Genomic DNA, 20,763 nt, shown 5'->3' with positions numbered 1-20,763 from the left:
GGGCTGCGCCGCACGACCGGCCCGGCGGACCGGGCTCAGGACGCCGTCGCAGGCGATCCCGCGGCGGATCGTCCGGGCTCCCGTGCCGAGGTGAGCAACGCGAAATACGGCTCGAAGGATTCCGCCAGGGCCGCCAGCAGTTCCTTGCCCTTTTCCGCCGAGCCCAGGGAAGGACGGCCGATGACGCCCGATTCGGTATAGGCGGACATTCCCACGGTGAGCAGATGACGACGGTCGTCGGCGGTGAAATCGGCGGACTCGTGACCAGGGCGGACGAATTCGGGGTGAGCGTGCAGCAGAATCGAGGTCTCGATTTCGCCCGCGTGCATGTCGGTGAGCAGCGAGGTGCGCACTCCCGCCCGCTCCCGCGCCGTCTCCCAGTCCTCGGCGGCCGGGAACAGCGCCATCCGCTCACCGCGCGCGAACGCCTCCTGGACGACGTTGCCGAGGACGTAGTTGCCGCCGTGCCCGTTGACCACGACGAGCGCGTCGACGCCCGAACGGCGCAGCGACGCCGCGATGTCCGAGACCACCGCATGGAGGGTCACGGCGGAGATGCTGACGGTCCCCGGCCAGTGAGCGTGCTCGTGCGAGCAGGAGACCGTCACCGGAGGAAGGAGGTGCACCGGGTACGCGGCGGCGATCTCCCGTGCCACGGCACAGGCGACGAGCGTGTCGGTCGCCAGCGGAAGGAACGGACCGTGCTGCTCGAAACTGCCGACGGGAAGGACGGCGACCTGTGCTGAAACGCCCGCCCCCCGCGCCCGCACGTCGTCCGTGGTGTCCGTCGGCACCACCCCGTGCGCCACGCTGTTCGACTCCCCACTTGCTGCCGTCCGCGCGTCCGAACCACTCATCTTTTCACGGCCTTTCGTCTCTGCTTAGGAATCAGATCATGACAGAAAACACCGGCGTCAACATGGGCGTACTCGGCAAGAAGTCACCGCGGCGTTCGGGTGCGGAACGCGTCGTGAATGCACCGCTGCCCACCGTGTACGGGAAATTCCAGGCGATCGGCTACCTGGACCACGACCGCGGTGACGAGCAAGTGACCCTGGTGTACGGCGAGATCGGCACGGAGAACGTGCTGACCCGGCTGCACTCCGAGTGCCTGACCGGGGACGCGTTCGGCTCCCGGCACTGCGAGTGCGGCGACCAGCTGGCGTCCGCGCTGCGTGCCGTGGTCGCCGAAGGCAGCGGCATCGTCGTCTACTTGAGGGGCCACGAGGGCCGCGGCATCGGGCTGCTCGCCAAGCTGCGGGCGATGGCCCTGCAGGCGGAGGGCCTGGACACGGTGGAGGCGAACCTCGCCCTCGGTCTGCCCGTCGACGCCCGCGACTACGGCGTCGCGGCCGAGATCCTGCGCGACCTCGGGGTGCGCTCGGTACGCCTGATGTCCAACAACCCGCGCAAGCGGGAGGCGCTGGTCCGGCACGGCATCCAGGTCAGCGAGCAGGTGCCGCTGCTGATCGAGCCGTGCGAGAGCAACATCACCTATCTGCGCACCAAGCGGGAGCGGATGGACCACATCCTTCCCCATCTGGACGCCGTCGCCCACGGCTCCTGAAGCCGGCCGTGCCGGCGCCCGCCGCCTCCCCCCACGGGCGGCGGACGCCGGGGCGGTCAGTCCGCCAGTGCCTCGTGCACCAGCCGGCGCAGCTCCGGGAAGATCTTCAGGGTCTTCGGCCGTACCTGCGTCATGAACTGCACCGTCAACTCCCGTGCCGGATCGACCCAGAACGCCGTCGTGGCCACGCCGGTCCAGCCGTACGTGCCGAGGCCGGCGGGGGAGAGAGTGCGAGACGGGTCCGTCACCACCGACACGTTGAAGCCGAAGCCCAGCCCGTCGTTTCCGGGCTCCTGGTGGACGGGGGCGCCGAAGGAGCGCAGGCCCGCGTCGCCGGGCAGCTGGTTGCGGGTCATCTCGGCGACCGTGGCCGCGGACAGCAGCCGGACGCCGTCCAGTTCGCCGCCGCGGCGCAGCATCTCCATGAACCGGTGGAAGTCGTGGGCCGAGGAGACCAGGCCGCCGCTGCCGGAGAGGAACCGCGGCCGGCCGTGCACCGGCAGCCCCGGCACCGGGGTGATCCCGCCCTCGTCCGTCTCCCCGTACAACTCGGCCAGCCTGCCCGCCTGTCCGGGCTCGATGTGGAAGCCGGTGTCGGCCATGCCGAGCGGGCGCAGGATCCGCTCGGCGAAGAACGCGTCCAGCGGCTGCCCCGACACCACCTCGATCACCCGGCCCAGCACGTTCGAGGCGACCGAGTAGTTCCACTGCGTCCCCGGGTCGAACTGCAGCGGCATCCGCGCGTACACCTCGACGGTCTCGGCCAGATCGGCGCCCGGCGGGACCGAGTACTCCAGGCCGGACGCGCGGTAGAGGGCGTCGACGGGGTGCCGGTGGTAGAAACCGAACGTCAGGCCGGCGGTGTGGGTGAGCAGATGCCGGATCAGGACCGGGCCGGCGGCCGGGCGGGTGCGCAGCTCCGCGCCCGAACCGCTCTCGTACACCACAGGACCGGCGAACGCCGGCAGATGGCGGTCGACCGGATCGTCCAGCGACAGCCCGCCCTCCTCGGCCAGCAGCAGCACGGCGACCGCGGTGACCGGCTTGGTCATCGAGTAGATCCGCCACAGGGTGTCCACCTCGACCGGCAGCCCGGCCGCTACGTCACGCAGGCCGTACGTGGTGAGGTGGGCGACCCGGCCGCCGCGGGACAGGGCCACCAGAAAGCCGGGCAGTCGTCCCGCGTCGACGTGGTCGGCCATATGCCGGTCCAGGCGATCCAGCGCCCCGACGTCCAGCCCCGCCTCGTCCGGGTCGACTTCCTGCCGCAGCCGTGCCATCGCTCTCCTCCGGTCGCCCGATACGTGCTGCGCCCCCGACTGCCCGCCGGGGACGCACCGTTCCTCATCGTCCCGCAGAAGCACCGCCGCGGACCCCCTCATCAGCGCTGCGTGTGATCGACGCGACGCCGCCGGACCCGGCCGCGGCACACCCGCCCGGAGCGCCGGAGACAGCACGCTCGCCCTCGGCCCTGCGCTGCGCCACGTCGGCGCCGACCGTGGTCACGGCACACTCCCAGGGGCCCGGGAGGCAGCTCGCTCGCCTTCGGTCCCGGGGTGTGTCTTCCCCTGCACCTCGGCGAGCGACGCGCCCAACTCCCTTTGCAGACGGGGCTGAGCGACCGTGAGGACCGTACCGTCCAGCGCGACGACCACCGCGCCCGCGACGCTGCTCGCCGGCGTCCACCGCCGGTTCACCGGCCGTCCTCCGCGGCCAGGTGAGCCACCAGATGGGTGGGGAAGCAGCGGCGCGGCGCCCCGTGCGAGACGCCGGCGCGCCGGGCGATCTCTCGCAGGGTCAGCGCCCGCAGCCCCTCGGTGGCGAGCAGTTCCGCGCCCGCGTCGACCAGACGTTCGCGCAACCCGGTGTCGGACTCGGTCATGGACGCTGTCTGCCAGCGATCAGTAGACAGTGTCTACTGACTATCTGTCCGGGAATGCGCGGGGCGCCGCCACGAGTTGATTCGGTCATGACTCAGGACTCCACGCAGGACGCGTTGCTGGAACTGCTCTCCGAGGGCCATGGCGGCGTACTGGTCACGCTCAGGCGCGACGGCCGCCCCCAGCTCTCCAACGTCAGCCACGCCTACTACCCGGACGAACGGATCATCCGCATCTCCGTCACGGACGACCGCGCCAAGACCCGCAACCTGCGCCGCGACCCTCGCGCCTCCTACCACGTCACCAGCGCCGACCGCTGGGCGTACACCGTCGCCGAGGGAACGGCCGAACTGTCACCGGTGGCCGGGGACCCGCACGACGACACCGTCGAGGAACTGATCCGCCTCTACCGTGACGTCCTCGGCGAACACCCGGACTGGGACGACTACCGGGCGGCGATGGTCCGCGACCGCCGTCTGGTGGTGCGGCTGCGCGTCGACCGGGCGTACGGCGTCCCGAAGCGCTGACCCCGGGCCGGTTCCCGCTACGCCGCCCCGGCGCTGCGCGTCTCGATCGCCCGTAGCACGGCGACCATGTCCTCGTCGCCGTGCCCCTGCCTCACCGTCTCCTCGAACAGGGCGTGGCACACGTCGAGGAGCGGTGAGGCCAGCTGTGCCCTGCGGGCCGCCTCGGCGATCAGCCGGTTGTTCTTCAGCACGTCCAGCGCGGCCGCCTGCACCGCGAAGTCCCGCTCGCGCAGCTTCGGCGCCTTCATCCGGGAGACACCGCTGGCCATGGGGCCCGCGTCCAGGACGTCCAGGAACAGGCGCCGGTCCAGGCCCTGCCGCTCGGCGAAGTGGAACGCCTCGGTCAGGCCGGTCACCAGGGTGATCAGGAAGAGGTTCACGGACAGCTTCATCAGCAGCGCCCCGGGTGCCGGGCCGCACACGAACGTCTCCCGGCACAGCGGCGCGAGCAGCGGCCGTACGGCGTCCACGGCGTCCTTCCGGCCGGCGAGCATGGCCACCAACTGCCCCTCCTGCGCCGGGACCCGTGATCCGGAGACGGGTGCCTCGACGTACCGGCCGCCGGCGGCGCGCACGTCGGTCTCCAGGCCGTGCGAGTACTCGGGGGAGGTCGTGCCCATGTGGACGAGGGTGTGCCCGGCCACCCGTGCGGCGAACGCGGGCGTGCCGCGGCCCAGGACGGAGTCGACCGCCGTCTCGTCGGCGAGCATCAGCAGCACCACCTCCGCCCGCGCGAACACCTCGTCGGTGTCCGCGGCGACCGTGGCCCCGGCCGCACGCAGGGGTGCGGCCCGTTCCGGGGTCCGGTTCCAGACCACCAGGGGAGTGCCGGCGGACACCAGGCGCTGCGCCATGGGGCGGCCCATCACTCCGAGACCGATGAAACCGACGTCCACGAGGACCGTCCTTCGCTCCGGGGAGACGACTATGACCGCTGTCATAGTAGCCGCCGTTATGACGCCGGTCATACAGTGGGGCCGGCGACGAACGGAGGACGGCGATGGGCGAGGTGCGGGGACCGCGGGAGCGGATGGTCTTCAGCGCGGCCCAGCTCATCCGGCGCGACGGAGTCGCCGCGACCGGCATGCGGGAGGTCGCCGCCCACGCCGGCGCCCCCCGCGGCTCACTCCAGCACTACTTCCCGGGCGGGAAGGAACAGCTGGTCAACGAGGCGGTCGGATGGGCCGGACGGTACGCGGGCAAGCGGATCGCGCGCTTCGTCGCGGGGCTGAAGGAGCCGACGCCGGGCGGTCTGTTCGCGGCGATGGCCGGGCAGTGGACCGACGAGTACACGACGGACGGCTTCGCGGCGGGCTGCCCGGTCGCCGCCGCCACCGCCGAGTGCGCCTCCGCCGGCGGCTCCACCCGTGAGGCCGCGGCCGCCGCGTTCACGACCTGGCGCACGCCCCTCGCCGAGGCCCTGTCCGGCATGGGCGTGCCCGCGGACCGGGCCGGGTCCCTGGCCACGCTGATGATCAGCACCCTGGAGGGCGCCATCCTGATGGCCCGCGCCGAACAGGACGTACGTCCCCTGACCACGGCAGTACGGGAACTGGCGCCCTTGCTCGACGCGGCGGTGACCCGGGCCCCTTGACCGCGCGCGGCTCGTGGTCCTCGTCTAGTCCTCGTCCCGCAGTCTCCGCCAGACGCGGGTGCGGTGCAGCACGTAGAAGGCGGCGAGCAGGACGGCCAGCTGGAGGCCGACGGCGAGCAGCCAGAAGACCACCCGGCTTTCCAACTCGTCGGTCAGGAAGGTGAAGTTCATGCCGAAGAAACCGGTCAGGAAGGAGAGCGGCAGGAAGATCACCGACACGATGGTCAACCGGTTGATCACGCCGTTCTGCTCGCCCGCGATCAGCGAGCCGTAGCTGGCGAGGGCCCGGCGGGCGGCGTCCTGGAGGGACTCGGTGTCCGCGAGGACCAGTCGCGCCGCGCGCTGGAACTCCTGGGCGAGCCGCTGCCGATCCACCGGGAAGTCACGGCTCATCATCCTGCGGGTGATCACCTCCTCGACCACCTGCAGGTAGGGCAGCAACGAGTGGTGCAGTACGGCGGCACGGCGGCGCAGCCGGGTCAGACGGTAGATCTGCCCGGGGCGCCGCTCCTCGAACATGTCGTCCTCCAGCTCCTCCACCTGGAGCAGCGCATGCACCGCGGCGCGCCGAAACGTCGCCAGCGCCTCCTGGAGCACCAGGAACAGCGTGGCCACGGCGTCGTGGGGCCTCTCCTGCCGCAGGTGCGTCGTGATCTGTGCCGCGAGGACGGCCCGGCCGCGATGGGCCGTCACCAGGAAGCGTTCGCCCGCCAGGGCGTGCATGTGGACGATCCGCTCGTCATGGACCACCGGCACGACGAAGCCCACGACGTCACCCGCGAATTCGGCCCGCGCGGCCTCACCCCGTCTGCCGAACCAGGCCAGCTCCAAGGCGTCCAGCCCGAGCCTGTGCGCCAGTGGCTCCTCCTCCGGGACCTCTTCCTCCGGCAACTCGACGTCCAGGAGCAGAAAAGGGTCGGTCGCGAGCCGCCGACGCGCCTCCGACACGGAGACACGCGTGGTGACGCCCTCCGGCATCGACACCATCGTTACGATCATCACCCTCACCGCTGATCCCGTGGCCCAAGCCCAGCGTGCGTGCGGTGCGGTGTCCGCGCACTCGGGTGCGCTCATGTGCCTGGGCGGGCGACCTCGAACGGGTGAGGGTCAGGGGCCTCGGTCCCGTGCCGTACGCCGTGCTCAGGGCGTGGGGGTGGTGGGCACGTCGTGCCTGGGTCCGGCCGTCCCGGTTCCCGCGAGGACCAGGTCCTTCGCCCGCCGGAACTCGTCGTCGGTGATGTCGCCGCGCGAGCGCATCTCGGACAGCTTCGCGAGCTCGTCGGCACTGCTGGGACCCGCGCCCGCCCGGGCGGTACGGCGGATGTAGTCGTCGACGGCCCGCTGCTGTGCCTGGGCCTGCGCGACCTCCCTGCGGCCCATGTTCCGGCCACGGGCGATCAGGTAGACGAAGACGCCGAGGAAGGGCAGGACGACGACGCCCACGAGCCAGCCGGCCTTGCCCCAGCCGCCCAGGTCGTCGTCACGGAAGATGTCGGTGACGACCCGGAAGAGCAGGACGAACCACATGATCCACAGGAAGAACACCAGCATGGACCAGAAGACACTCAGCGCCGGATAGTCGTACGCGAGGTAGGTCTGCGCGCTCATGTCGCTTCCTCCGTTCCGGGTCTGCACCCGGTAGCCGTTCTCTACGGTTCTCAGCGTGCGCGGGGCCGAGGCCCGGCCACCTCACCCGGGGCGGGTGAACGGCGCACGCGAGAAGCGTGACCGCGACTCCGTCATGGCCCCGCTCACGCGATCAGCGGATCCGCTCCCGGCCGGCGGGCGGGCCGGGCGCGTGGTGCTCACCGGGCCCGCGTCCCGCCGGCCGGTCGCCGGGGCGTCACCCCTGGCGGGTGATCCGGGCCGGGGGCCGGGACGATGAGGTGGGATACCCAGGGCCGGTGACCGGCCCGCGGCGGAGCGGACGAAGAGGCACGAGATGACCGATCCAGTGGCGGCCGGGAAGCAACCGGACTCGCCGAAGCGGGCGGAGTGTCCCGGCGGGCCGGGGCCCAGGGCCGCGACCCTGTCCGTCGCCCGGTCGGCCGGCGTCGCGGCCGGCCTCGTCACCGCTTACTACCTGTTGCCGCTGAACTGGCACGGCGAGGGCGTCACCACGCTGATCCTCATCGGCGGCCTGCTGGGGGTCTGCCTTTTCTTCGGGTGCGAGGTGTGGCTCATCACGCGCTCGCCCTCGCCGCGGCTGAAGGCCGCAGAGACCGTGGCCGCCACGTTCGCCTTGTATCTCGTCCTCTTCGCGAGCGGTTACTACCTGCTCGAACGCGCCGCGCCCGGTTCCTTCAGCGAGCCCTTGACCAAGACGGACGCGCTGTACTTCACGCTCACCACGTTCACCACCGTCGGCTTCGGCGACATCACCGCGGTCTCCCAGACGGGCAGGGTGCTGGTGATGTGCCAGATGACATGCAGTCTGTTGCTGGTGGGGCTGGCCGTACGGGTGATCGCGGCCGCCGTGCGCGTCGGTCTTCGCCGCCAGGGGCGACAGACGCCGGAGTGAGGCTCCGGGCGCCCAGCCCGCGCAGGGACGGTTCACGACGGCGACTGGCGGATCTCGAGCACGCGCAGCCCGAGTGACTGGCAGCGGCCCAGCAGCCCGAACAGCTGTGCCTCGTCGACGACCGCTCCGAAGAGGATGGTCTGACCGGCCATCAGCACATGGTCCAGCTCGGGGAACGCCTTGACCAGCGTCTCGGTCAGCTGTCCGTCGACGCGAATCTCGTAGCGCATGAGCCGCTCTTCCCCACGTGTCCCCGAAAGGGTGTGCCTGTCCCTGCCCGTACGATCCTCCGCCCCGGTCCGCCACCGTGCCTCACCCGCGGGAGGTGATAGAGCCGGGCCCGCGCCTCGGGGGCCGACGCGCCGGGCCGGCCCACGACGCCCGCGCAGCGGTCCCCTCACAGCAGCCCCAGGTCGCGTGCGCGGCGCACCGCGTCGTGACGCCGGTTCACGGCCAGTTTCCGGTAGGCACTCTTGAGGTGCGTCTTGACCGTGTTGACCGACACATACAGGTCGGCGGCGATCTCCTGGGTCGACATCATCTGCGCCAGCCGGCGCAGCACGTCACGTTCGCGTTCGCTCAGCTCCTCCACCACCGGCGGGGGCGGTCGCTCGCCGGCCCGCGCCGGCCCCCCAGGCGTCGGCGGGCCGGGAGTGAGCCAGCCCTCGGCCAGCGCGTGCAACGACGCTGTGCGCAGCAGCGGGCGCAGCCACGGTCCCGCGTCCGCGAAGGGGCGCCGCAGCCGCTCGCGCCGGGCCTCCCGCAGGGCTTGGGCGACGAGCCGGTGCTGGATGGCGAGGTCTCCCTCGTCGCCCGCCACCTGGGCTCTGACCAGTGCGGCCCGCACCGCGATGGCGGGGCCGAGGTGGCCCTGTGGCCGCACCCCGTCGAGCAGTGCGGCCGCGGCCCCGGGTCTGCCCGCGGCCAGCTCCGCCTGCGCGGCCGTCACGAGGCACAGCGGATCGCCGTCGGACTCCTCCGTCAGCAGTTCGACGGCCATGCCCGGCCGGCCCTCGGCGAGGTGGGCGGCGGCGGCCACGGCCGCCGTGTGCGCCGCGGCCCAGGGAGACGCCACCTCGGCCACGACGGCCCGGTCCGCCGCCTCGAGCGCGGCCCGCGGGTCGCCGCGGGCCAGGCACAGGCGCCCGGTGACGATGGACCGTCCCGCCTGCAGCACGGGGTCCAGCGGCAGGCTCCGCGCGTCCGCCGCGGCGTCCAGGAACGCCTCGGCCCGGTCCAGCTCGTCGCGGTCGACCGCCACCGCGGCCAGGACCAGTGAGGCCAGGCCCGGTCCGGGCACCGGCGGGGGGCTGCCGCCCCGCACCGCGGTGACCGTGGCCAACGCCTTGCGCTCGGCCCGGCCCGGCCAGCCCAGCAGATGGTCGATCAGCGCCAGGTGGCCCAGACACTCCTGGCGCGCCGGTGCCGTCGCCCCCGCCCGGCCGGAGTCCACCACCGTGGTCAGAGCCGCTCGGGCGTCCCGGACCCGGCCGGCCCACAGGCGTGCCGAGCCGAGATGGGTGAGCAGGAGTGCGATCAGCTCGGGATGCGCTTCCAGGAGCTTGCCGGGCACGTCGTGCTGGAGTTGCTCAGCTGCCCGGGCCGCCGCCTCCGCCCGTGCCGGCGCACCGGTCAGGCGTGCTGCCAGAGCCTCCAGGAAGGCGCAGCTCAGCCGGGCCGCGGCCAGGTCGTCCGCGTCGTCCTCGGACGATGCGGTCCGCGCTGCCAGGTCCTGGGCCGCCCGGCGCAGGCGGGAAAGGCCGCGCTCGACGTCGCAGCGGGACAGCGCGCGGGCCGCACGGACGAGGTCCGTGGCGGGACCGGCGGGTTCGGACCCCATGCCCGAGAACAGCTCGGACAGATCGTCGACGTGTAGGCCGGTGAAGATCTCCCCGATGGCGAGATCGCCGACGAGGGCCCCGGCGGCGGTCTCCCAGTCGTGCGCCGCGGCCGCATGGCCGAGGGTCTCGCCGAGGGACCCCGAGCGCCGCAGCCAGTGTGCCGCGCGGCGGTGGAGTCCGGCCTCCAGCCCCGGGCAGCGCACCCGGAGGTGGGCGCGCAGGATCTCCCCGAACAGCGGATGGAGCCGGAACCAGGCGTGCCCCAGGTACTCGACGAACGCGTTCTCGCGGTGCAGCTCGGCCAGGACGGGTTCGGCGTCGGTGCGCCCGGTGAGGGCGTTGGCAAGATCCGGGCAGAAGCGTTCGAGGACGCTGACCCGCAGCAGCAGATCCTGCGTCCCGGCCGTCTGCCGCTTGAGCACCTCCGCCAGCAGGTAGTCGGCGATCGTGGTGCGATCGGCCTCGAACTCCTTCAGATACCTGCCGGGGTCGGGCTCCGCCTGCGCCGCCAGGGCGCACAGCCGCAGTCCGGCCGCCCAGCCCCGGGTGCGCTCCACCAGCGCACTCACGTCGTCGGCCGACAGGCGCAGCCCGTGCAGGGCCAGAAGTTCCGCCGCCTCGTCCGGGGTGAAGGCCAGCTCGGCGTTCCTGATCTCCGTGATGGCACCGTCCGCCCGGTACCGGTGCAGCGGGAGCAGCGGTTCGGTGCGCGTGACCAGCACCAGGCGCATGCCGTGCCCCGCCTGCGTCAGCACGAATTCCAGCTGGTCGGCGATCTCGGGATCGGCCGCCCGGTCGTACTCGTCGACGACGACGACCACCGGAGTGCTCCGGGCGCTCAGTTCGGCGGCGAGCCGCGTGAGCAGCGCCTCGTGCACGCGGCCGGGTTCGGTGGGGAAGCCGACCTCGGGGGTCAGCGGCACACCGGCCACCCTCAGGGCCTCCAGGAGGTACGCCCAGAAGGTTCCGCAGCCCTTGTCCGCCACCCGCGCGGTGAGCCAGGCGACGGGCCCGTCACGCGCCGAGACCCAGTCGGCGACCAGGAGCGTCTTGCCCGCTCCCGCGGCGCCATGGACCACGGTCAAGGGGGTCGGACGGCCCTCGTCGAGGTGTCCGGCCAGCCGGTCGCGGCGCAGGAACGTCACGGGACGCGTCGGCACGGCGAATCGTGTCCGGAGGAAGGGATCCCCCCGGGGATCGGCACGCGACGGGGCCGGCGCCGGTCCGCTCCCGCCCGGTACGGCCATGCCGCTCACCACCAGTCATGATCGTCAGGCAGCGCACAACGTTTCCCTACGCCACAAGCGTGACTCCCGTAGTCCCATCTGCAACAGGGGCCACTGGTCCCCGGCAAGGGCGGAACAGCTCAGGTGAAGAAGGCGGAACAGCTCCGGTGAAGAAGGAGGAGGTGACAGGGCCCGAGGTCTCGCCCGGCCCCGGCGGCGGCCGGTGCTTGTCCGGGCCCGCCCGCCGCACTAGCCTCCCCGCGTGATCAACGGTGCACATGTGGTGCTCTACAGCCGGGACGCGGAGGCCGACCGGGCCTTCCTGCGCGACACGCTCGGATGGGCGCACGTCGACGCGGGCCACGGATGGCTGATCTTCCAGGCGCCGCCCACCGAGGTGGCCTGTCACCCCACCGACGGCGAACCGGCGCACGAGCTGATGCTGATGTGCGACGACCTCGACGCGACCCGGAGCAGGCTCACCGGGCAGGGCGTCGAGTTCACCCGTCCGGTGGAGGAGGCGCGCTGGGGCCGGGTGACCGCCCTGCGCCTGCCCGGCGGCGGCGAACTCGCCCTGTACGAACCGCGCCACCCGAAGCCGTAGCGGGCCCCGGCCCCCGGAGAGCGGCTCACCTCAGGCCGTGACCCGCTCCGACCGCCTCGCCCGCCCGGCCGACCGCTCTCCGAGCAGCTCCGTGGGCACCGTGTGCGTCTCGCGGGCGGTGAGCGCGGCCAGGGCGGGAGGCAGGCACAGCGCGGCCGTGAACAGGGCCACCGCCGACCAGTCGTCGCCGCCCGGACCGGCGATCCCTGCGGCGAAGGTGACCGCGAACCCGGCCACCGCGAAGCCGGTCTGCGTGCCGATGGCCACGCCCGACAGCCGGACCCGGGTCCCGCCCTGTACGAACCGCGCCACCCGAAGCCGTAGCGGGCCCCGGCCCCGGAGAGCGGCTCACCTCAGGCCGTGACCCGCTCCGACCGCCTCGCCCGCCCGGCCGACCGCTCTCCGAGCAGCTCCGTGGGCACCGTGTGCGTCTCGCGGGCGGTGAGCGCGGCCAGGGCGGGAGGCAGGCACAGCGCGGCCGTGAACAGGGCCACCGCCGACCAGTCGTCGCCGCCCGGACCGGCGATCCCTGCGGCGAAGGTGACCGCGAACCCGGCCACCGCGAAGCCGGTCTGCGTGCCGATGGCCACGCCCGACAGCCGGACCCGGGTCGCGAACATCTCGCCGTAGAAGGCGGGCCACACCCCGTTCGCGGCGCTGTAGACGAGCCCGAAGGCGACGATACCGAGGGTCATGGTCAGCGGGCGGGAGCCGGTGGAGATCGCCCAGAGACAGCCGGCCATCGCGACCGCGCTGCCCACCGCGCCCACCAGGAACACCGGCCGGCGCCCGATCCGGTCGGAGAGCATGGCCCACAGCGGGATCGCGGCCAGCGCGGCGAGGTTGGCCAGCGCGCCGACCCACAGCATGAACGTACGGGACATGCCGACCGCGTCACTGGTGGCGTACGCCAGCGCCCACACCGTGAAGACCGTGCTGACCGAGGCGATGAGCGCGCCCGCCGTCACCCGCAGCACGTCCGCCGCGTGCTCGCGCAGCAGCACCGCGAGCGGCAGCCGGACCACGCCCTCACCGGCCGCCTGCTTCGCGAAGGCCGGGGTCTCGCGCAGCCGGCGCCGGATGACGTAACCGGTTGCCGCCACCACCAGGCTCAGCCAGAACGGCACGCGCCAGCCCCAGGACAGCAGCTCGTCCTCGGGGAGCCGGGAGACGGGGATGAAGACGAGGGTGGCGATGAGCTGGCCGCCCTGGGTGCCGCTGAGGGTGAAGCTGGTGAAGAAGCCACGGCGGCCCGGCGGTGCGTGCTCCAGGCTCATGGAACTCGCGCTCGCCTGCTCGCCGGCCGCCGATATGCCCTGCAGGACGCGGCAGAGCACGAGCAGCACCGGAGCGACCGCGCCGGCCTGGGCACGCGTGGGCAGACAGCCGATCAGGAAGGTCGACAGACCCATCAGGACCAGCGTGAACACCATGATCTTCTTGCGCCCGGGCCGGTCGCCGACATGGCCGAGGACCAGCGCGCCGAGCGGGCGGGCGGCATAGGCGACACCGAAGGTGGCGAGCGACAGCAGGGTCGCGGTGGCCGGGTCGGAGGAGTCGAAGAACACCTTCGGGAAGACCAGCGCGGCGGCACTGCCGTAGACGAAGAAGTCGTAGTACTCCAGCGCGCTGCCGATCCAGGCGGCCGTCGCCGCCTTCCAGGGCTGGCCCTCAGGGGCGTCGGCGGCGGAAGCGGGGGCGGGGACGGACACGGGCGGTCCTCCTTCGGGCTCGCCAGTTAATTAACCCACTGGGTAGTTAGTTGCGGTGGCTGGGATGGTGCGCCCGCGTCACCCCCGTGTCAAGAGTTCGCGCGACAGGTCCCGGCCCCGGCGTCAGCCGGCCGTGCGCTCCGCCGTCAGGTAGGCGATCACCATGTCGCCGAGCATGGTCCGGTAGTGCTCCCGCTGGGCCGGGTCCACCAGGTCGCGCCCGAACAGGGCGCCGAACGTGTGCCGGTTGGCGACCCGGAAGAAGCAGAAGGAGCTGATCATCGCGTGCAGGTCGACCGCGTCCACGTCGGCCGTGAACAGCCCCGACTCCTGTCCCGCGGTGAGGATCCGGCGGATCACCTCCAGGGCGGGTGAGCCGATCCTGCCGAGCTCCTCGGAGGCCGCGATGTGCTCGGCGCCGTGGATGTTCTCGATGCTGACCAGGCGGATGAAGTCGGGGTGGCGCTCGTGGTGGTCGAAGGTGAGCTCGGCCAGGCGCCGGATCGCGGCCACCGGGTCCAGATGTTCGACGTCCAGCTGCTGCTCGGCCTCGCGGATCACCCCGTAGGCCCGCTCCAGTACGGCGGTGAACAGCTGCTCCTTGCCGCCGAAGTAGTAGTAGATCATCCGCTTGGTGGTGCGGGTGCGGGCCGCTATCTCGTCCACCCGGGCACCGTCGTAGCCGGCCCGGGCGAACTCCTGCGTGGCCACGTCGAGGATCTCGGCCTTGGTGCGGGCGGCGTCGCGCACCCGACCCCCGGGTCGTACCGGTTCTTCGACGCTGGTCATCGCTGTCCTTCGGGCCGGGGGGCGCCTGGGCGGCGCACGCGTGGGTGCGTGCCGGTGATTGTAGAAGCAGGGCGCCGGAAGTCGCCGAGGTCTTCCTCACGCCCCGCCCGGCTGATATAGCTAACGTACTGGTTCGTACATTAGCGCCGCCTCGGGAGGTCGCGTGGCCAAGGACTCGTTTCTCTTCGGGCTGATCGGGGCCGGGATCGGCCCCTCGCTCAGCCCCGCCCTGCACCAGCGGGAGGCGGACCGGCAGGGTCTGCGCCTCGTGTACCGGCTCCTCGACATCGACGTCCTCGGGCGGGCCCCGGAGGCGGTCGGCGACCTGGTCCGCGCCGCCCGCGACCTCGGCTACGACGGGCTGAACATCACCCATCCCTGCAAGCAGCTGGTCATCGGCCACCTCGACGCGCTCGACGCGCGGGCCGAGGCGCTCGGCGCCGTCAACACCGTGGTCTTCGACGACGGCCGGGCCGTCGGGCACAACACCGACGTAACCGGTTTCGCCACCTCTTTCGCGCGCGGCCTGCCGGACGCCCCGCTGGAGCGGGTCGTGCAGCTCGGCGCGGGCGGCGCGGGCGCGGCCGTCGCGCATGCGGTGCTCACCCTCGGCGCCGGCCGCGTGACCGTCGTCGATGCGCTGCCCGCCCGTGCCGACGTTCTCGCCGATTCCCTGGTACGGCACTTCGGCCCCGGCCGGGCCGCGGCGGCGACGCTCGACCGGCTGCCGGCGCTGATCGCCGAGGCCGACGGCGCCGGGGGGCTGGTGCACGCCACGCCCACCGGCATGGCCGCACATCCCGGACTGCCCCTGCCCGCCGAGTCGCTGCATCCGGGGCTGTGGGTGGCGGAGGTCGTCTACCGGCCGCTGCGCACGGACCTGCTGCGGGCGGCTCAGGCACGCGGCTGTGCCGTGCTGCCCGGGGGAGGGATGGCGGTGTTCCAGGCCGCCGACGCGTTCCGGCTGTTCACGGGGCGGGAGCCGGACAGCGGTCGGATGCTGGCCGACTTCGAGGAACTGGTGGGCGTGGAGCCCTCGGGGAGCGCCGTCCGATGACGGGGAGCGCAGGCACGCACACGTCCATCGCCACCGTCTCCCTCAGCGGCTCCCTCACCGAGAAGCTCGCCGCCGCCGCGCGCGCCGGGTTCGGCGGGGTGGAGATCTTCGAGAACGATCTCCTCGCCTGCCCGCTCGCCCCCGAGGAGATCCGGGCGCGCTGTGCCGACCTCGGCCTGAGCATCGACCTGTATCAGCCGATGCGGGACGTCGAGGGCGTGCCCGACGAGGTCTTCGCGCGCAACCTGCGGCGCGCCCGCCACAAGTTCGAGCTGATGAACCGGCTCGGCGCCGACACCGTCCTGGTGTGCTCCAGCGTCTCGCCGGACGCCGTGGACGACGACGCCCGGGCGGCCGGCCACCTTGCTCAACTGGCCGGTCTCGCCGAGGCGTTCGGGATCCGGGTGGCGTACGAGGCGCTCGCCTGGGGGCGCCATGTGAACACCTACGACCACGCGTGGCGGATCGTCGAGGCCGCCGGTCACCCGGCGCTCGGCGTATGCCTGGACAGCTTCCACATCCTCTCCCGCAGCTCCGGTCCCGAGGACCTGGAGGCGATCGCGGACATCCCGGGCGAGAAGATCTTCTTCCTGCAGCTCGCCGACGCCCCGCTGCTCGCGATGGACGTCCTGCAGTGGAGCCGCCACTACCGCTGTTTCCCCGGGCAGGGCGGCTTCGACCTCGCCGGGCTGCTGCGCCACGTCCTCGCCGCCGGTTACCGCGGCCCGCTGTCCCTGGAGGTGTTCAACGACGTCTTCCGGCAGGCGGACGCCGGCCCCACCGCCGTGGACGCGCACCGCTCCCTGCTGCTCCTGAGGGAGGCCGCCGGCGCCGCCGAACTGCCGCCGGCCGTCGTGCCCACCGGGGTCGCCTTCGCCGAACTCCGCACCCCGGACGCCGAACCCGTCACCGCGCTGCTGACCGCCCTCGGCTTCGCCCGGGCCGCCCGGCACCGCCGCAAGCCCGTCGAGCTGTGGCAGCGCGGCGAGGCCCGCATCCTGGTCAACACCGCCGCCAACGCCCGCCGCGACGGCACCCGGCTCGCCGCGATCGGCCTCGAGTCCCCGGACCCCGCCGCTGCGGCCCGCCGCGCGGAAGCGCTGCTCGCCCCCGTGCTGCCCCGCCGGCGCGCCCCCGAGGACGCCCCGCTCGACGCCGTGGCGGCCCCGGACGGCACGGAACTGTTCTTCTGCGCCACCGGAGTTGCCCAACTCCCCGACTGGCGGGCCGACTTCGCCGACCTGCCGGACACCCCGGCGCCCGCCGCCGGCGCCGCCCCCTGCGCAGCCCGTATCGACCACCTCGCCCTCACCCAGCCCTGGCACCACTTCGACGAGGCCACGCTCTTCCACCGCAGCGTCCTCGGGCTGACCGCACAGGAGAGCGTCGACCTGGCCGACCCCTACGGCCTGCTGCGCAGCCGTGCCGTCGCGAGCGCCGACGGCGGCGTCCGCATCGCCCTCACCGTCGGCGCGGCACCCACCGACGACACCGCGCACGCAGCGCACATCGCGCTGTCCACCGGGGACGTGGTGGCCGCGGCCCGGGCCTTCCGCGCGGCGGGCGGCCGGCTGCTGCCGGTGCCGGCCAACTACCACGACGACCTCGCCGCCCGGTACGACTTCGCCGACGGCGAGCTGGAGACGTACCGCGAACTCGGCATCCTCTACGACCGGGACGCGGGTGGCGCCTTCCGGCACTGCTACACGGAGACCGTCGGCCGGGTCTTCTTCGAACTCGTCCAGCGCGATCCCGGCTACCAGGGGTACGGTGCCGCGAACGCGCCGGTGCGGCTCGCGGCGCAGCACGCCGGGCGGCGGTGAAAGAGCCGTGGCGGCGCGGTGGCCGGCGGGCTGCCCGCCCAGGCGGCGCGGCGACGCCGGTGAAGGAGCCGGTGAGCCCGCGGTGAGACGTCGGTGAGACCCGGCCCCGCCCCACGCCGCTCCCCGGCCCGGCGGCCGATACTCACACGGTCCGGGGCAGACAGACCCGGTGTCCCGGACCCGAGAGTTCCCGGACCGGGTGCCTGGAAGTCCCATGCCGATACCCGCCGGCCGGCCGATGCTGCCGTGCGGCCTGCCGCCGACCGCAACCGTCCTGCCCGCCGCCGTCCCGCCCGTGCGGACCCGTGCCGACCGCTACGAGCGTCCGGTGCTCGCCGCCCTCGCCGTGCTCGCCGCCGTCCTGTGCCTGTGGGGCCTGGACCACAGCACCTACCACGCCTTCTACGCGAGCGCGGTGCGCAGCATGACCGACAGCCCGGCCGACTTCTTCTACGGCTCCTTCGACCCGGCGGGCTCCATAACCCTGGACAAGCTGCCCGGGTTCCTGTGGCCGCAGGCCCTCTCCGCGCTGGTGTTCGGCTTCCACCCGTGGGCGCTGGTACTGCCCCAGGCCCTGGAGATGGTGGGCTGTGTGGTGCTGCTGCATCTGCTGGTGCGCCGCTGGGCCGGGGTGACCGCCGGGCTGCTGGCCGCCGCGTTCCTGACGCTGACCCCGGTGACGGTGGGCCTCGGCCGCTCGGTCACCGAGGACGCCCCGTTCGTGCTGCTCCTGCTGCTGGCCGCCGAGGCCACCTGGCGGGCCACCGAGCGGGCCCGCCCGCGCCCCCTGCTGCTCGCGGGCCTGTGGGTGGGCCTCGCCTTCCAGTGCAAGATGCTGGAGGCCTGGGCGGTGCTGCCCGCGCTGGCCGCGACCTACCTCGTCGCCGCGCCCGCCGGACGGCGGCGCCGTATCGGCCATGTGGCCCTGGCCGGCGCGGTGAGCGTGGCGGTGTCGGCGTCGTGGATGCTGGTGGCCGCCCTCACTCCGGCGGGCTCCCGCCCGTACCTGGACGGCACCACCGACGACTCCCCGTTCGCGCTGGTCGTCGGCTACAACTTCCTGACCCGTTTCCACGCCGTCGGCATCGACGCGGCCGGCACCGGCAGCATCGTGGCGAGCCGCGCCGCCCGCGCGGGCGCACACCTGGGCCCGGGCATGGGCGACGGCGTGGGCAAGATGTTCAGCCCGGGCCTCGCCACCCAGACCGGCTGGCTGTACCCGCTGGCCGCGCTCGGTCTCGTCGGCGGGCTGCTGGCACTGTGGCGGCGCCGGGTTCCGCGCACCGACCGGCTGCTGGCCGGGTATGTGCTGTGGGGCGTGTGGGGCGCGACCTTCTTCGCCGTGTTCAGCTTCGGCAGCGTCACCGGCCACACCTACTACATGGGCGTCGTCGCGGTGGCCGTGGCCGCGCTCGCCGCCGTCGGCGTCGTCCGGGCCCGCCGCTCCCGTGTGCTCGCCGCCGTCCTCGCCGTGGACGTCGTCTGGTGCGCGGCCCTGACGCTGTGGTACCCGCGCTTCCAGCCCTGGTCGGCGCCCTGTGCGGGCGCCCTCGGCCTGCTCGCCCTGCTGCTCGCGCCGGCCCGCCGGCCGGCCGCGCTCGCCACCGGCCTCGCCGCCGTCCTGCTGGTCCCGGCCGTCTGGACGGCGTCCGCCCTGTCTCCGCGCTACAACCAGCCCGGCGCCTTCGGCCGGGTCGGCCCCACCAGCACCCGGGCCGGGTTCGCGCCGTCCCCCCTCGGCCCTCAGCACCGGCGGCTGCTCGCCTACTTGACGGCGCACCGCGACGGCGCCCGCTACCTGGCCGCCGTACCCGCCTGGCAGAGCGCCGCGCCGTACATACTCGACGCCGACGCCTCCGTCCTGCCGATGGGCGGCTTCACCGGCCGCGTCCCCTATCCGGCGCCGGGCGCCTTCCGCCGGCTGGTGGAAACCGGGCAACTGCGCCACGTCCTGCTCGCGCGCGCCGACCTGCGCCCCGGCGCCCCCGTGGCCGGCAGCCCGGCCGGCGTGCTCCTGCGCTGGACCGCCGCCCACTGCGCGCTCGTCCCGCCGACCGCGTACGACCCCGCCGACCGGACCCGGCTGCTGTACGACTGCGGCCCGGTTCGCCAGAGGTGAACCGGGCCGCGGGGACGGGCCGTTACGGGCGTCTGTTCCACTCGGTGATCACGGGCCGGCCGTGCTCGGTGGAGAGCCGGCTGACCGTGCCGGTGGCCAGCTGGAACAGCCGGCCCTCGGCGGGCGGCAGACCCAGGCGGCGGGCGGTGAGCACGCGCAGGAAGTGGGCGTGGGCGACGAGGACCACGTCCCCGGCGTCGGCGGCGAGTGCCTTCTCGACACGGGTCAGCACCCGGTCGGCGCGGGCCCCGATCCGCTCCGGTGACTCGCCCGGGTGGCCCGGCGGGCCGGGCGGTACGCCGTCGGTCCACAGGTCCCAGTCGGGCCGCTCCCGGTGGATGTCGGCCGTGGTGACGCCCTCGTAGCCGCCGTAGTCCCATTCGTGCAGGTCGGGGTCGGGCACGATCCCGGTCAGGCCCGCCAGTTCGGCGGTGCGTATCGCGCGGTCCAGCGGGCTGGCCAGCGCCAGGGCGTAGGCCCGGCCGGTGAGGAGCGGGGCGAGGGACTTGGCCTGTTCCTCACCGTGCCCGGTCAGGGGCAGGTCGGTGAAGCTGGTGTGCTGTCCCGACAGGCTCCACTCCGTCTCACCGTGGCGGACCAGCAGGAGGTCGCCCACGGCCGGTCAGTCCTTCTTCTCGACCGCGTGGCCGCCGAACTGGTTGCGCAGCGCCGCGATCATCTTCATCTGCGGCGAGTCCTCCTGCCGGGAGGCGAACCGGGCGAAGAGGGAGGCGGTGATCGCCGGGAGCGGTACGGCGTTGTCGATGGCCGCCTCCACCGTCCAGCGGCCCTCGCCGGAGTCCTCCGCGTAGCCGCGCAGCTTCTGCAGGTGCTCGTCCTCGTCCAGGGCGTTGACCGCGAGGTCGAGCAGCCAGGAGCGGATGACGGTGCCCTCCTGCCAGGAGCGGAAGACCTCGCGGACGTTCTCCACCGAGTGGACCTTCTCCAGCAGCTCCCAGCCCTCGGCGTAGGCCTGCATCATGGCGTACTCGATGCCGTTGTGGACCATCTTGGAGAAGTGCCCGGCGCCGACGCGGCCCGCGTGGACGTAGCCGTAGGGGCCCTCCGGCTTGAGCGCCTCGAAGATCGGCTGCAGCCGGTCCACGTTCTCCTTCTCGCCGCCGACCATGAGCGCGTAGCCGTTCTGCAGGCCCCACACACCGCCGGAGACACCGGCGTCGACGAAGCCGATGCCCTTGATGGCGAGGGCCGCGGCGTGCCTCTCGTCGTCCGTCCAGCGGGAGTTGCCGCCGTCGACCACCGTGTCGCCGGGGGAGAGCAGGTCGCCGAGCTCGTCGACGACGGTCTGCGTGGCGGTGCCGGCCGGGACCATCACCCACACATGGCGGGGCGCGTCCAGCTTCTCGACCAGTTCGGCGAGGGACTTGACGTCGGAGACCTCGGGGTTGCGGTCGTAGCCGATGACGGTGTGGCCGGCGCGGCGGATCCGCTCGCGCATGTTGCCGCCCATCTTGCCGAGACCGATGAGACCGAGCTGCATGA

19 protein-coding genes and 2 pseudogenes are annotated in these 20,763 nt (G+C 73.2%); 8 read left to right on the top strand and 13 right to left on the bottom strand.

The window, feature by feature from the left end; translation table 11 throughout:
• Positions 1–35 precede the first annotated feature (35 nt).
• Complete coding sequence (locus AB0D93_RS31185; protein ID WP_362126477.1) at positions 36–857, bottom strand: creatininase family protein; 822 nt, start codon at positions 855–857, stop codon at positions 36–38.
• Positions 858–895: 38 nt separating this feature from the next.
• On the opposite strand from AB0D93_RS31185, the gene ribA reads away from it, so the two are divergent.
• Positions 896–1,567: a GTP cyclohydrolase II gene (ribA, locus tag AB0D93_RS31180; RefSeq protein WP_362126474.1), complete on the top strand. Its 672-nt coding sequence runs from the start codon at positions 896–898 to the stop codon at positions 1,565–1,567.
• 56 nt (positions 1,568–1,623) lie between these two features.
• Here the strand turns inward: ribA and AB0D93_RS31175 are convergent, their stop codons facing one another.
• Positions 1,624–2,847 (bottom strand): serine hydrolase domain-containing protein, encoded by a 1,224-nt coding sequence (locus tag AB0D93_RS31175; RefSeq protein WP_362126471.1) that lies wholly within the window; start codon positions 2,845–2,847, stop codon positions 1,624–1,626.
• A 446-nt stretch (positions 2,848–3,293) separates the two neighbouring features.
• Positions 3,294–3,449, bottom strand: a pseudogene (locus tag AB0D93_RS31170) (helix-turn-helix domain-containing protein); the annotation flags it as partial.
• 87 nt (positions 3,450–3,536) lie between these two features.
• On the opposite strand from AB0D93_RS31170, the gene AB0D93_RS31165 reads away from it, so the two are divergent.
• On the top strand, positions 3,537–3,974 hold the full coding sequence (locus AB0D93_RS31165) for a PPOX class F420-dependent oxidoreductase (RefSeq protein ID WP_362126468.1): 438 nt from the start codon (positions 3,537–3,539) through the stop codon (positions 3,972–3,974).
• A 17-nt stretch (positions 3,975–3,991) separates the two neighbouring features.
• Here the strand turns inward: AB0D93_RS31165 and AB0D93_RS31160 are convergent, their stop codons facing one another.
• Entirely contained in the window at positions 3,992–4,870 is an 879-nt protein-coding gene (locus tag AB0D93_RS31160; RefSeq protein WP_362126599.1) for an NAD(P)-dependent oxidoreductase, read from the bottom strand.
• 104 nt (positions 4,871–4,974) lie between these two features.
• Here AB0D93_RS31160 and AB0D93_RS31155 point away from each other — a divergent pair, with 104 nt between their 5' ends.
• Positions 4,975–5,568 (top strand): TetR/AcrR family transcriptional regulator, encoded by a 594-nt coding sequence (locus AB0D93_RS31155; protein ID WP_362126466.1) that lies wholly within the window; start codon positions 4,975–4,977, stop codon positions 5,566–5,568.
• Positions 5,569–5,592: 24 nt separating this feature from the next.
• Here AB0D93_RS31155 and AB0D93_RS31150 read toward each other — a convergent pair whose 3' ends face one another.
• Both AB0D93_RS31150 and AB0D93_RS31145 read right to left on the bottom strand, forming a co-directional pair.
• Positions 5,593–6,555 carry a CorA family divalent cation transporter gene (locus AB0D93_RS31150; protein ID WP_362126463.1) on the bottom strand — a complete coding sequence of 321 codons (963 nt, stop codon included), beginning with the start codon at positions 6,553–6,555 and terminating at the stop codon, positions 5,593–5,595.
• 153 nt (positions 6,556–6,708) lie between these two features.
• On the bottom strand, positions 6,709–7,176 hold the full coding sequence (locus tag AB0D93_RS31145; protein WP_362126460.1) for an SHOCT domain-containing protein: 468 nt from the start codon (positions 7,174–7,176) through the stop codon (positions 6,709–6,711).
• 334 nt (positions 7,177–7,510) lie between these two features.
• Here AB0D93_RS31145 and AB0D93_RS31140 point away from each other — a divergent pair, with 334 nt between their 5' ends.
• Complete coding sequence (locus tag AB0D93_RS31140; protein WP_362126457.1) at positions 7,511–8,089, top strand: ion channel; 579 nt, start codon at positions 7,511–7,513, stop codon at positions 8,087–8,089.
• 32 nt (positions 8,090–8,121) lie between these two features.
• Here the strand turns inward: AB0D93_RS31140 and AB0D93_RS31135 are convergent, their stop codons facing one another.
• Both AB0D93_RS31135 and AB0D93_RS31130 read right to left on the bottom strand, forming a co-directional pair.
• Positions 8,122–8,319: a hypothetical protein gene (locus tag AB0D93_RS31135; RefSeq protein WP_362126454.1), complete on the bottom strand. Its 198-nt coding sequence runs from the start codon at positions 8,317–8,319 to the stop codon at positions 8,122–8,124.
• 167 nt (positions 8,320–8,486) lie between these two features.
• Positions 8,487–11,177 carry a LuxR C-terminal-related transcriptional regulator gene (locus tag AB0D93_RS31130; RefSeq protein ID WP_362126452.1) on the bottom strand — a complete coding sequence of 897 codons (2,691 nt, stop codon included), beginning with the start codon at positions 11,175–11,177 and terminating at the stop codon, positions 8,487–8,489.
• 241 nt (positions 11,178–11,418) lie between these two features.
• Between AB0D93_RS31130 and AB0D93_RS31125 the strand changes: the two genes are divergently transcribed.
• Entirely contained in the window at positions 11,419–11,760 is a 342-nt protein-coding gene (locus tag AB0D93_RS31125) for a VOC family protein (protein ID WP_362126448.1), read from the top strand.
• A 30-nt stretch (positions 11,761–11,790) separates the two neighbouring features.
• Here the strand turns inward: AB0D93_RS31125 and AB0D93_RS31120 are convergent.
• The 3 genes and pseudogenes from AB0D93_RS31120 to AB0D93_RS31110 form a co-directional block, all read right to left on the bottom strand.
• Positions 11,791–12,048 (bottom strand): annotated as a pseudogene (locus AB0D93_RS31120) (MFS transporter); the annotation flags it as partial.
• Between the two features lie 65 nt (positions 12,049–12,113).
• Positions 12,114–13,472 carry an MFS transporter gene (locus AB0D93_RS31115; RefSeq protein ID WP_362126445.1) on the bottom strand — a complete coding sequence of 453 codons (1,359 nt, stop codon included), beginning with the start codon at positions 13,470–13,472 and terminating at the stop codon, positions 12,114–12,116.
• Between the two features lie 123 nt (positions 13,473–13,595).
• Complete coding sequence (locus tag AB0D93_RS31110) at positions 13,596–14,261, bottom strand: TetR/AcrR family transcriptional regulator (protein ID WP_362126442.1); 666 nt, start codon at positions 14,259–14,261, stop codon at positions 13,596–13,598.
• A 163-nt stretch (positions 14,262–14,424) separates the two neighbouring features.
• Between AB0D93_RS31110 and AB0D93_RS31105 the strand changes: the two genes are divergently transcribed.
• From AB0D93_RS31105 to AB0D93_RS31095, 3 genes are all read left to right on the top strand, one after another.
• Complete coding sequence (locus AB0D93_RS31105) at positions 14,425–15,318, top strand: shikimate dehydrogenase (RefSeq protein ID WP_362126439.1); 894 nt, start codon at positions 14,425–14,427, stop codon at positions 15,316–15,318.
• Positions 15,315–17,141: a TIM barrel protein gene (locus tag AB0D93_RS31100; RefSeq protein WP_362126436.1), complete on the top strand. Its 1,827-nt coding sequence runs from the start codon at positions 15,315–15,317 to the stop codon at positions 17,139–17,141. Before AB0D93_RS31105 ends, AB0D93_RS31100 begins: the two co-directional genes overlap by 4 nt.
• Positions 17,142–17,355: 214 nt before the next feature.
• A complete protein-coding gene (locus AB0D93_RS31095; protein ID WP_362126433.1) occupies positions 17,356–19,260 on the top strand; it encodes a glycosyltransferase family 39 protein in 1,905 nt (634 codons plus the stop codon).
• 22 nt (positions 19,261–19,282) lie between these two features.
• Here AB0D93_RS31095 and AB0D93_RS31090 read toward each other — a convergent pair whose 3' ends face one another.
• Together AB0D93_RS31090 and gnd are read right to left on the bottom strand one after the other, a co-directional pair.
• Positions 19,283–19,876: a histidine phosphatase family protein gene (locus AB0D93_RS31090; protein ID WP_362126430.1), complete on the bottom strand. Its 594-nt coding sequence runs from the start codon at positions 19,874–19,876 to the stop codon at positions 19,283–19,285.
• Positions 19,877–19,882: 6 nt separating this feature from the next.
• Positions 19,883–20,761 carry a phosphogluconate dehydrogenase (NAD(+)-dependent, decarboxylating) gene (gnd, locus tag AB0D93_RS31085; protein ID WP_362126427.1) on the bottom strand — a complete coding sequence of 293 codons (879 nt, stop codon included), beginning with the start codon at positions 20,759–20,761 and terminating at the stop codon, positions 19,883–19,885.
• Between the last annotated feature and the right edge of the window lie 2 nt (positions 20,762–20,763).

The organism is Streptomyces sp. NPDC048191 (assembly GCF_040652655.1).
In the GTDB taxonomy this organism is placed as follows: domain Bacteria; phylum Actinomycetota; class Actinomycetes; order Streptomycetales; family Streptomycetaceae; genus Streptomyces.
Note: the sequence above shows the minus strand (reverse complement) of the source record. Positions and strands in the feature narration are given on the sequence as shown.

Excerpts from the sequence above, each read along its gene's own strand:
- AB0D93_RS31100 (WP_362126436.1), top strand. The coding sequence starts at position 15,315 with ATGACGGGGAGCGCAGGCACGCACACGTCCATCGCCACCGTCTCCCTC.
- AB0D93_RS31140 (WP_362126457.1), top strand. The coding sequence starts at position 7,511 with ATGACCGATCCAGTGGCGGCCGGGAAGCAACCGGACTCGCCGAAGCGG.
- AB0D93_RS31150 (WP_362126463.1), bottom strand. The coding sequence starts at position 6,555 with ATGGTGTCGATGCCGGAGGGCGTCACCACGCGTGTCTCCGTGTCGGAG.
- AB0D93_RS31165 (WP_362126468.1), top strand. The coding sequence starts at position 3,537 with ATGACTCAGGACTCCACGCAGGACGCGTTGCTGGAACTGCTCTCCGAG.
- AB0D93_RS31145 (WP_362126460.1), bottom strand. The coding sequence starts at position 7,176 with ATGAGCGCGCAGACCTACCTCGCGTACGACTATCCGGCGCTGAGTGTC.
- AB0D93_RS31185 (WP_362126477.1), bottom strand. The coding sequence starts at position 857 with ATGAGTGGTTCGGACGCGCGGACGGCAGCAAGTGGGGAGTCGAACAGC.
- AB0D93_RS31175 (WP_362126471.1), bottom strand. The coding sequence starts at position 2,847 with ATGGCACGGCTGCGGCAGGAAGTCGACCCGGACGAGGCGGGGCTGGAC.
- AB0D93_RS31155 (WP_362126466.1), top strand. The coding sequence starts at position 4,975 with ATGGGCGAGGTGCGGGGACCGCGGGAGCGGATGGTCTTCAGCGCGGCC.
- ribA (WP_362126474.1), top strand. The coding sequence starts at position 896 with ATGACAGAAAACACCGGCGTCAACATGGGCGTACTCGGCAAGAAGTCA.
- gnd (WP_362126427.1), bottom strand. The coding sequence starts at position 20,761 with ATGCAGCTCGGTCTCATCGGTCTCGGCAAGATGGGCGGCAACATGCGC.
- AB0D93_RS31095 (WP_362126433.1), top strand. The coding sequence starts at position 17,356 with ATGCCGATACCCGCCGGCCGGCCGATGCTGCCGTGCGGCCTGCCGCCG.
- AB0D93_RS31130 (WP_362126452.1), bottom strand. The coding sequence starts at position 11,177 with ATGGCCGTACCGGGCGGGAGCGGACCGGCGCCGGCCCCGTCGCGTGCC.
- AB0D93_RS31110 (WP_362126442.1), bottom strand. The coding sequence starts at position 14,261 with ATGACCAGCGTCGAAGAACCGGTACGACCCGGGGGTCGGGTGCGCGAC.
- AB0D93_RS31135 (WP_362126454.1), bottom strand. The coding sequence starts at position 8,319 with ATGCGCTACGAGATTCGCGTCGACGGACAGCTGACCGAGACGCTGGTC.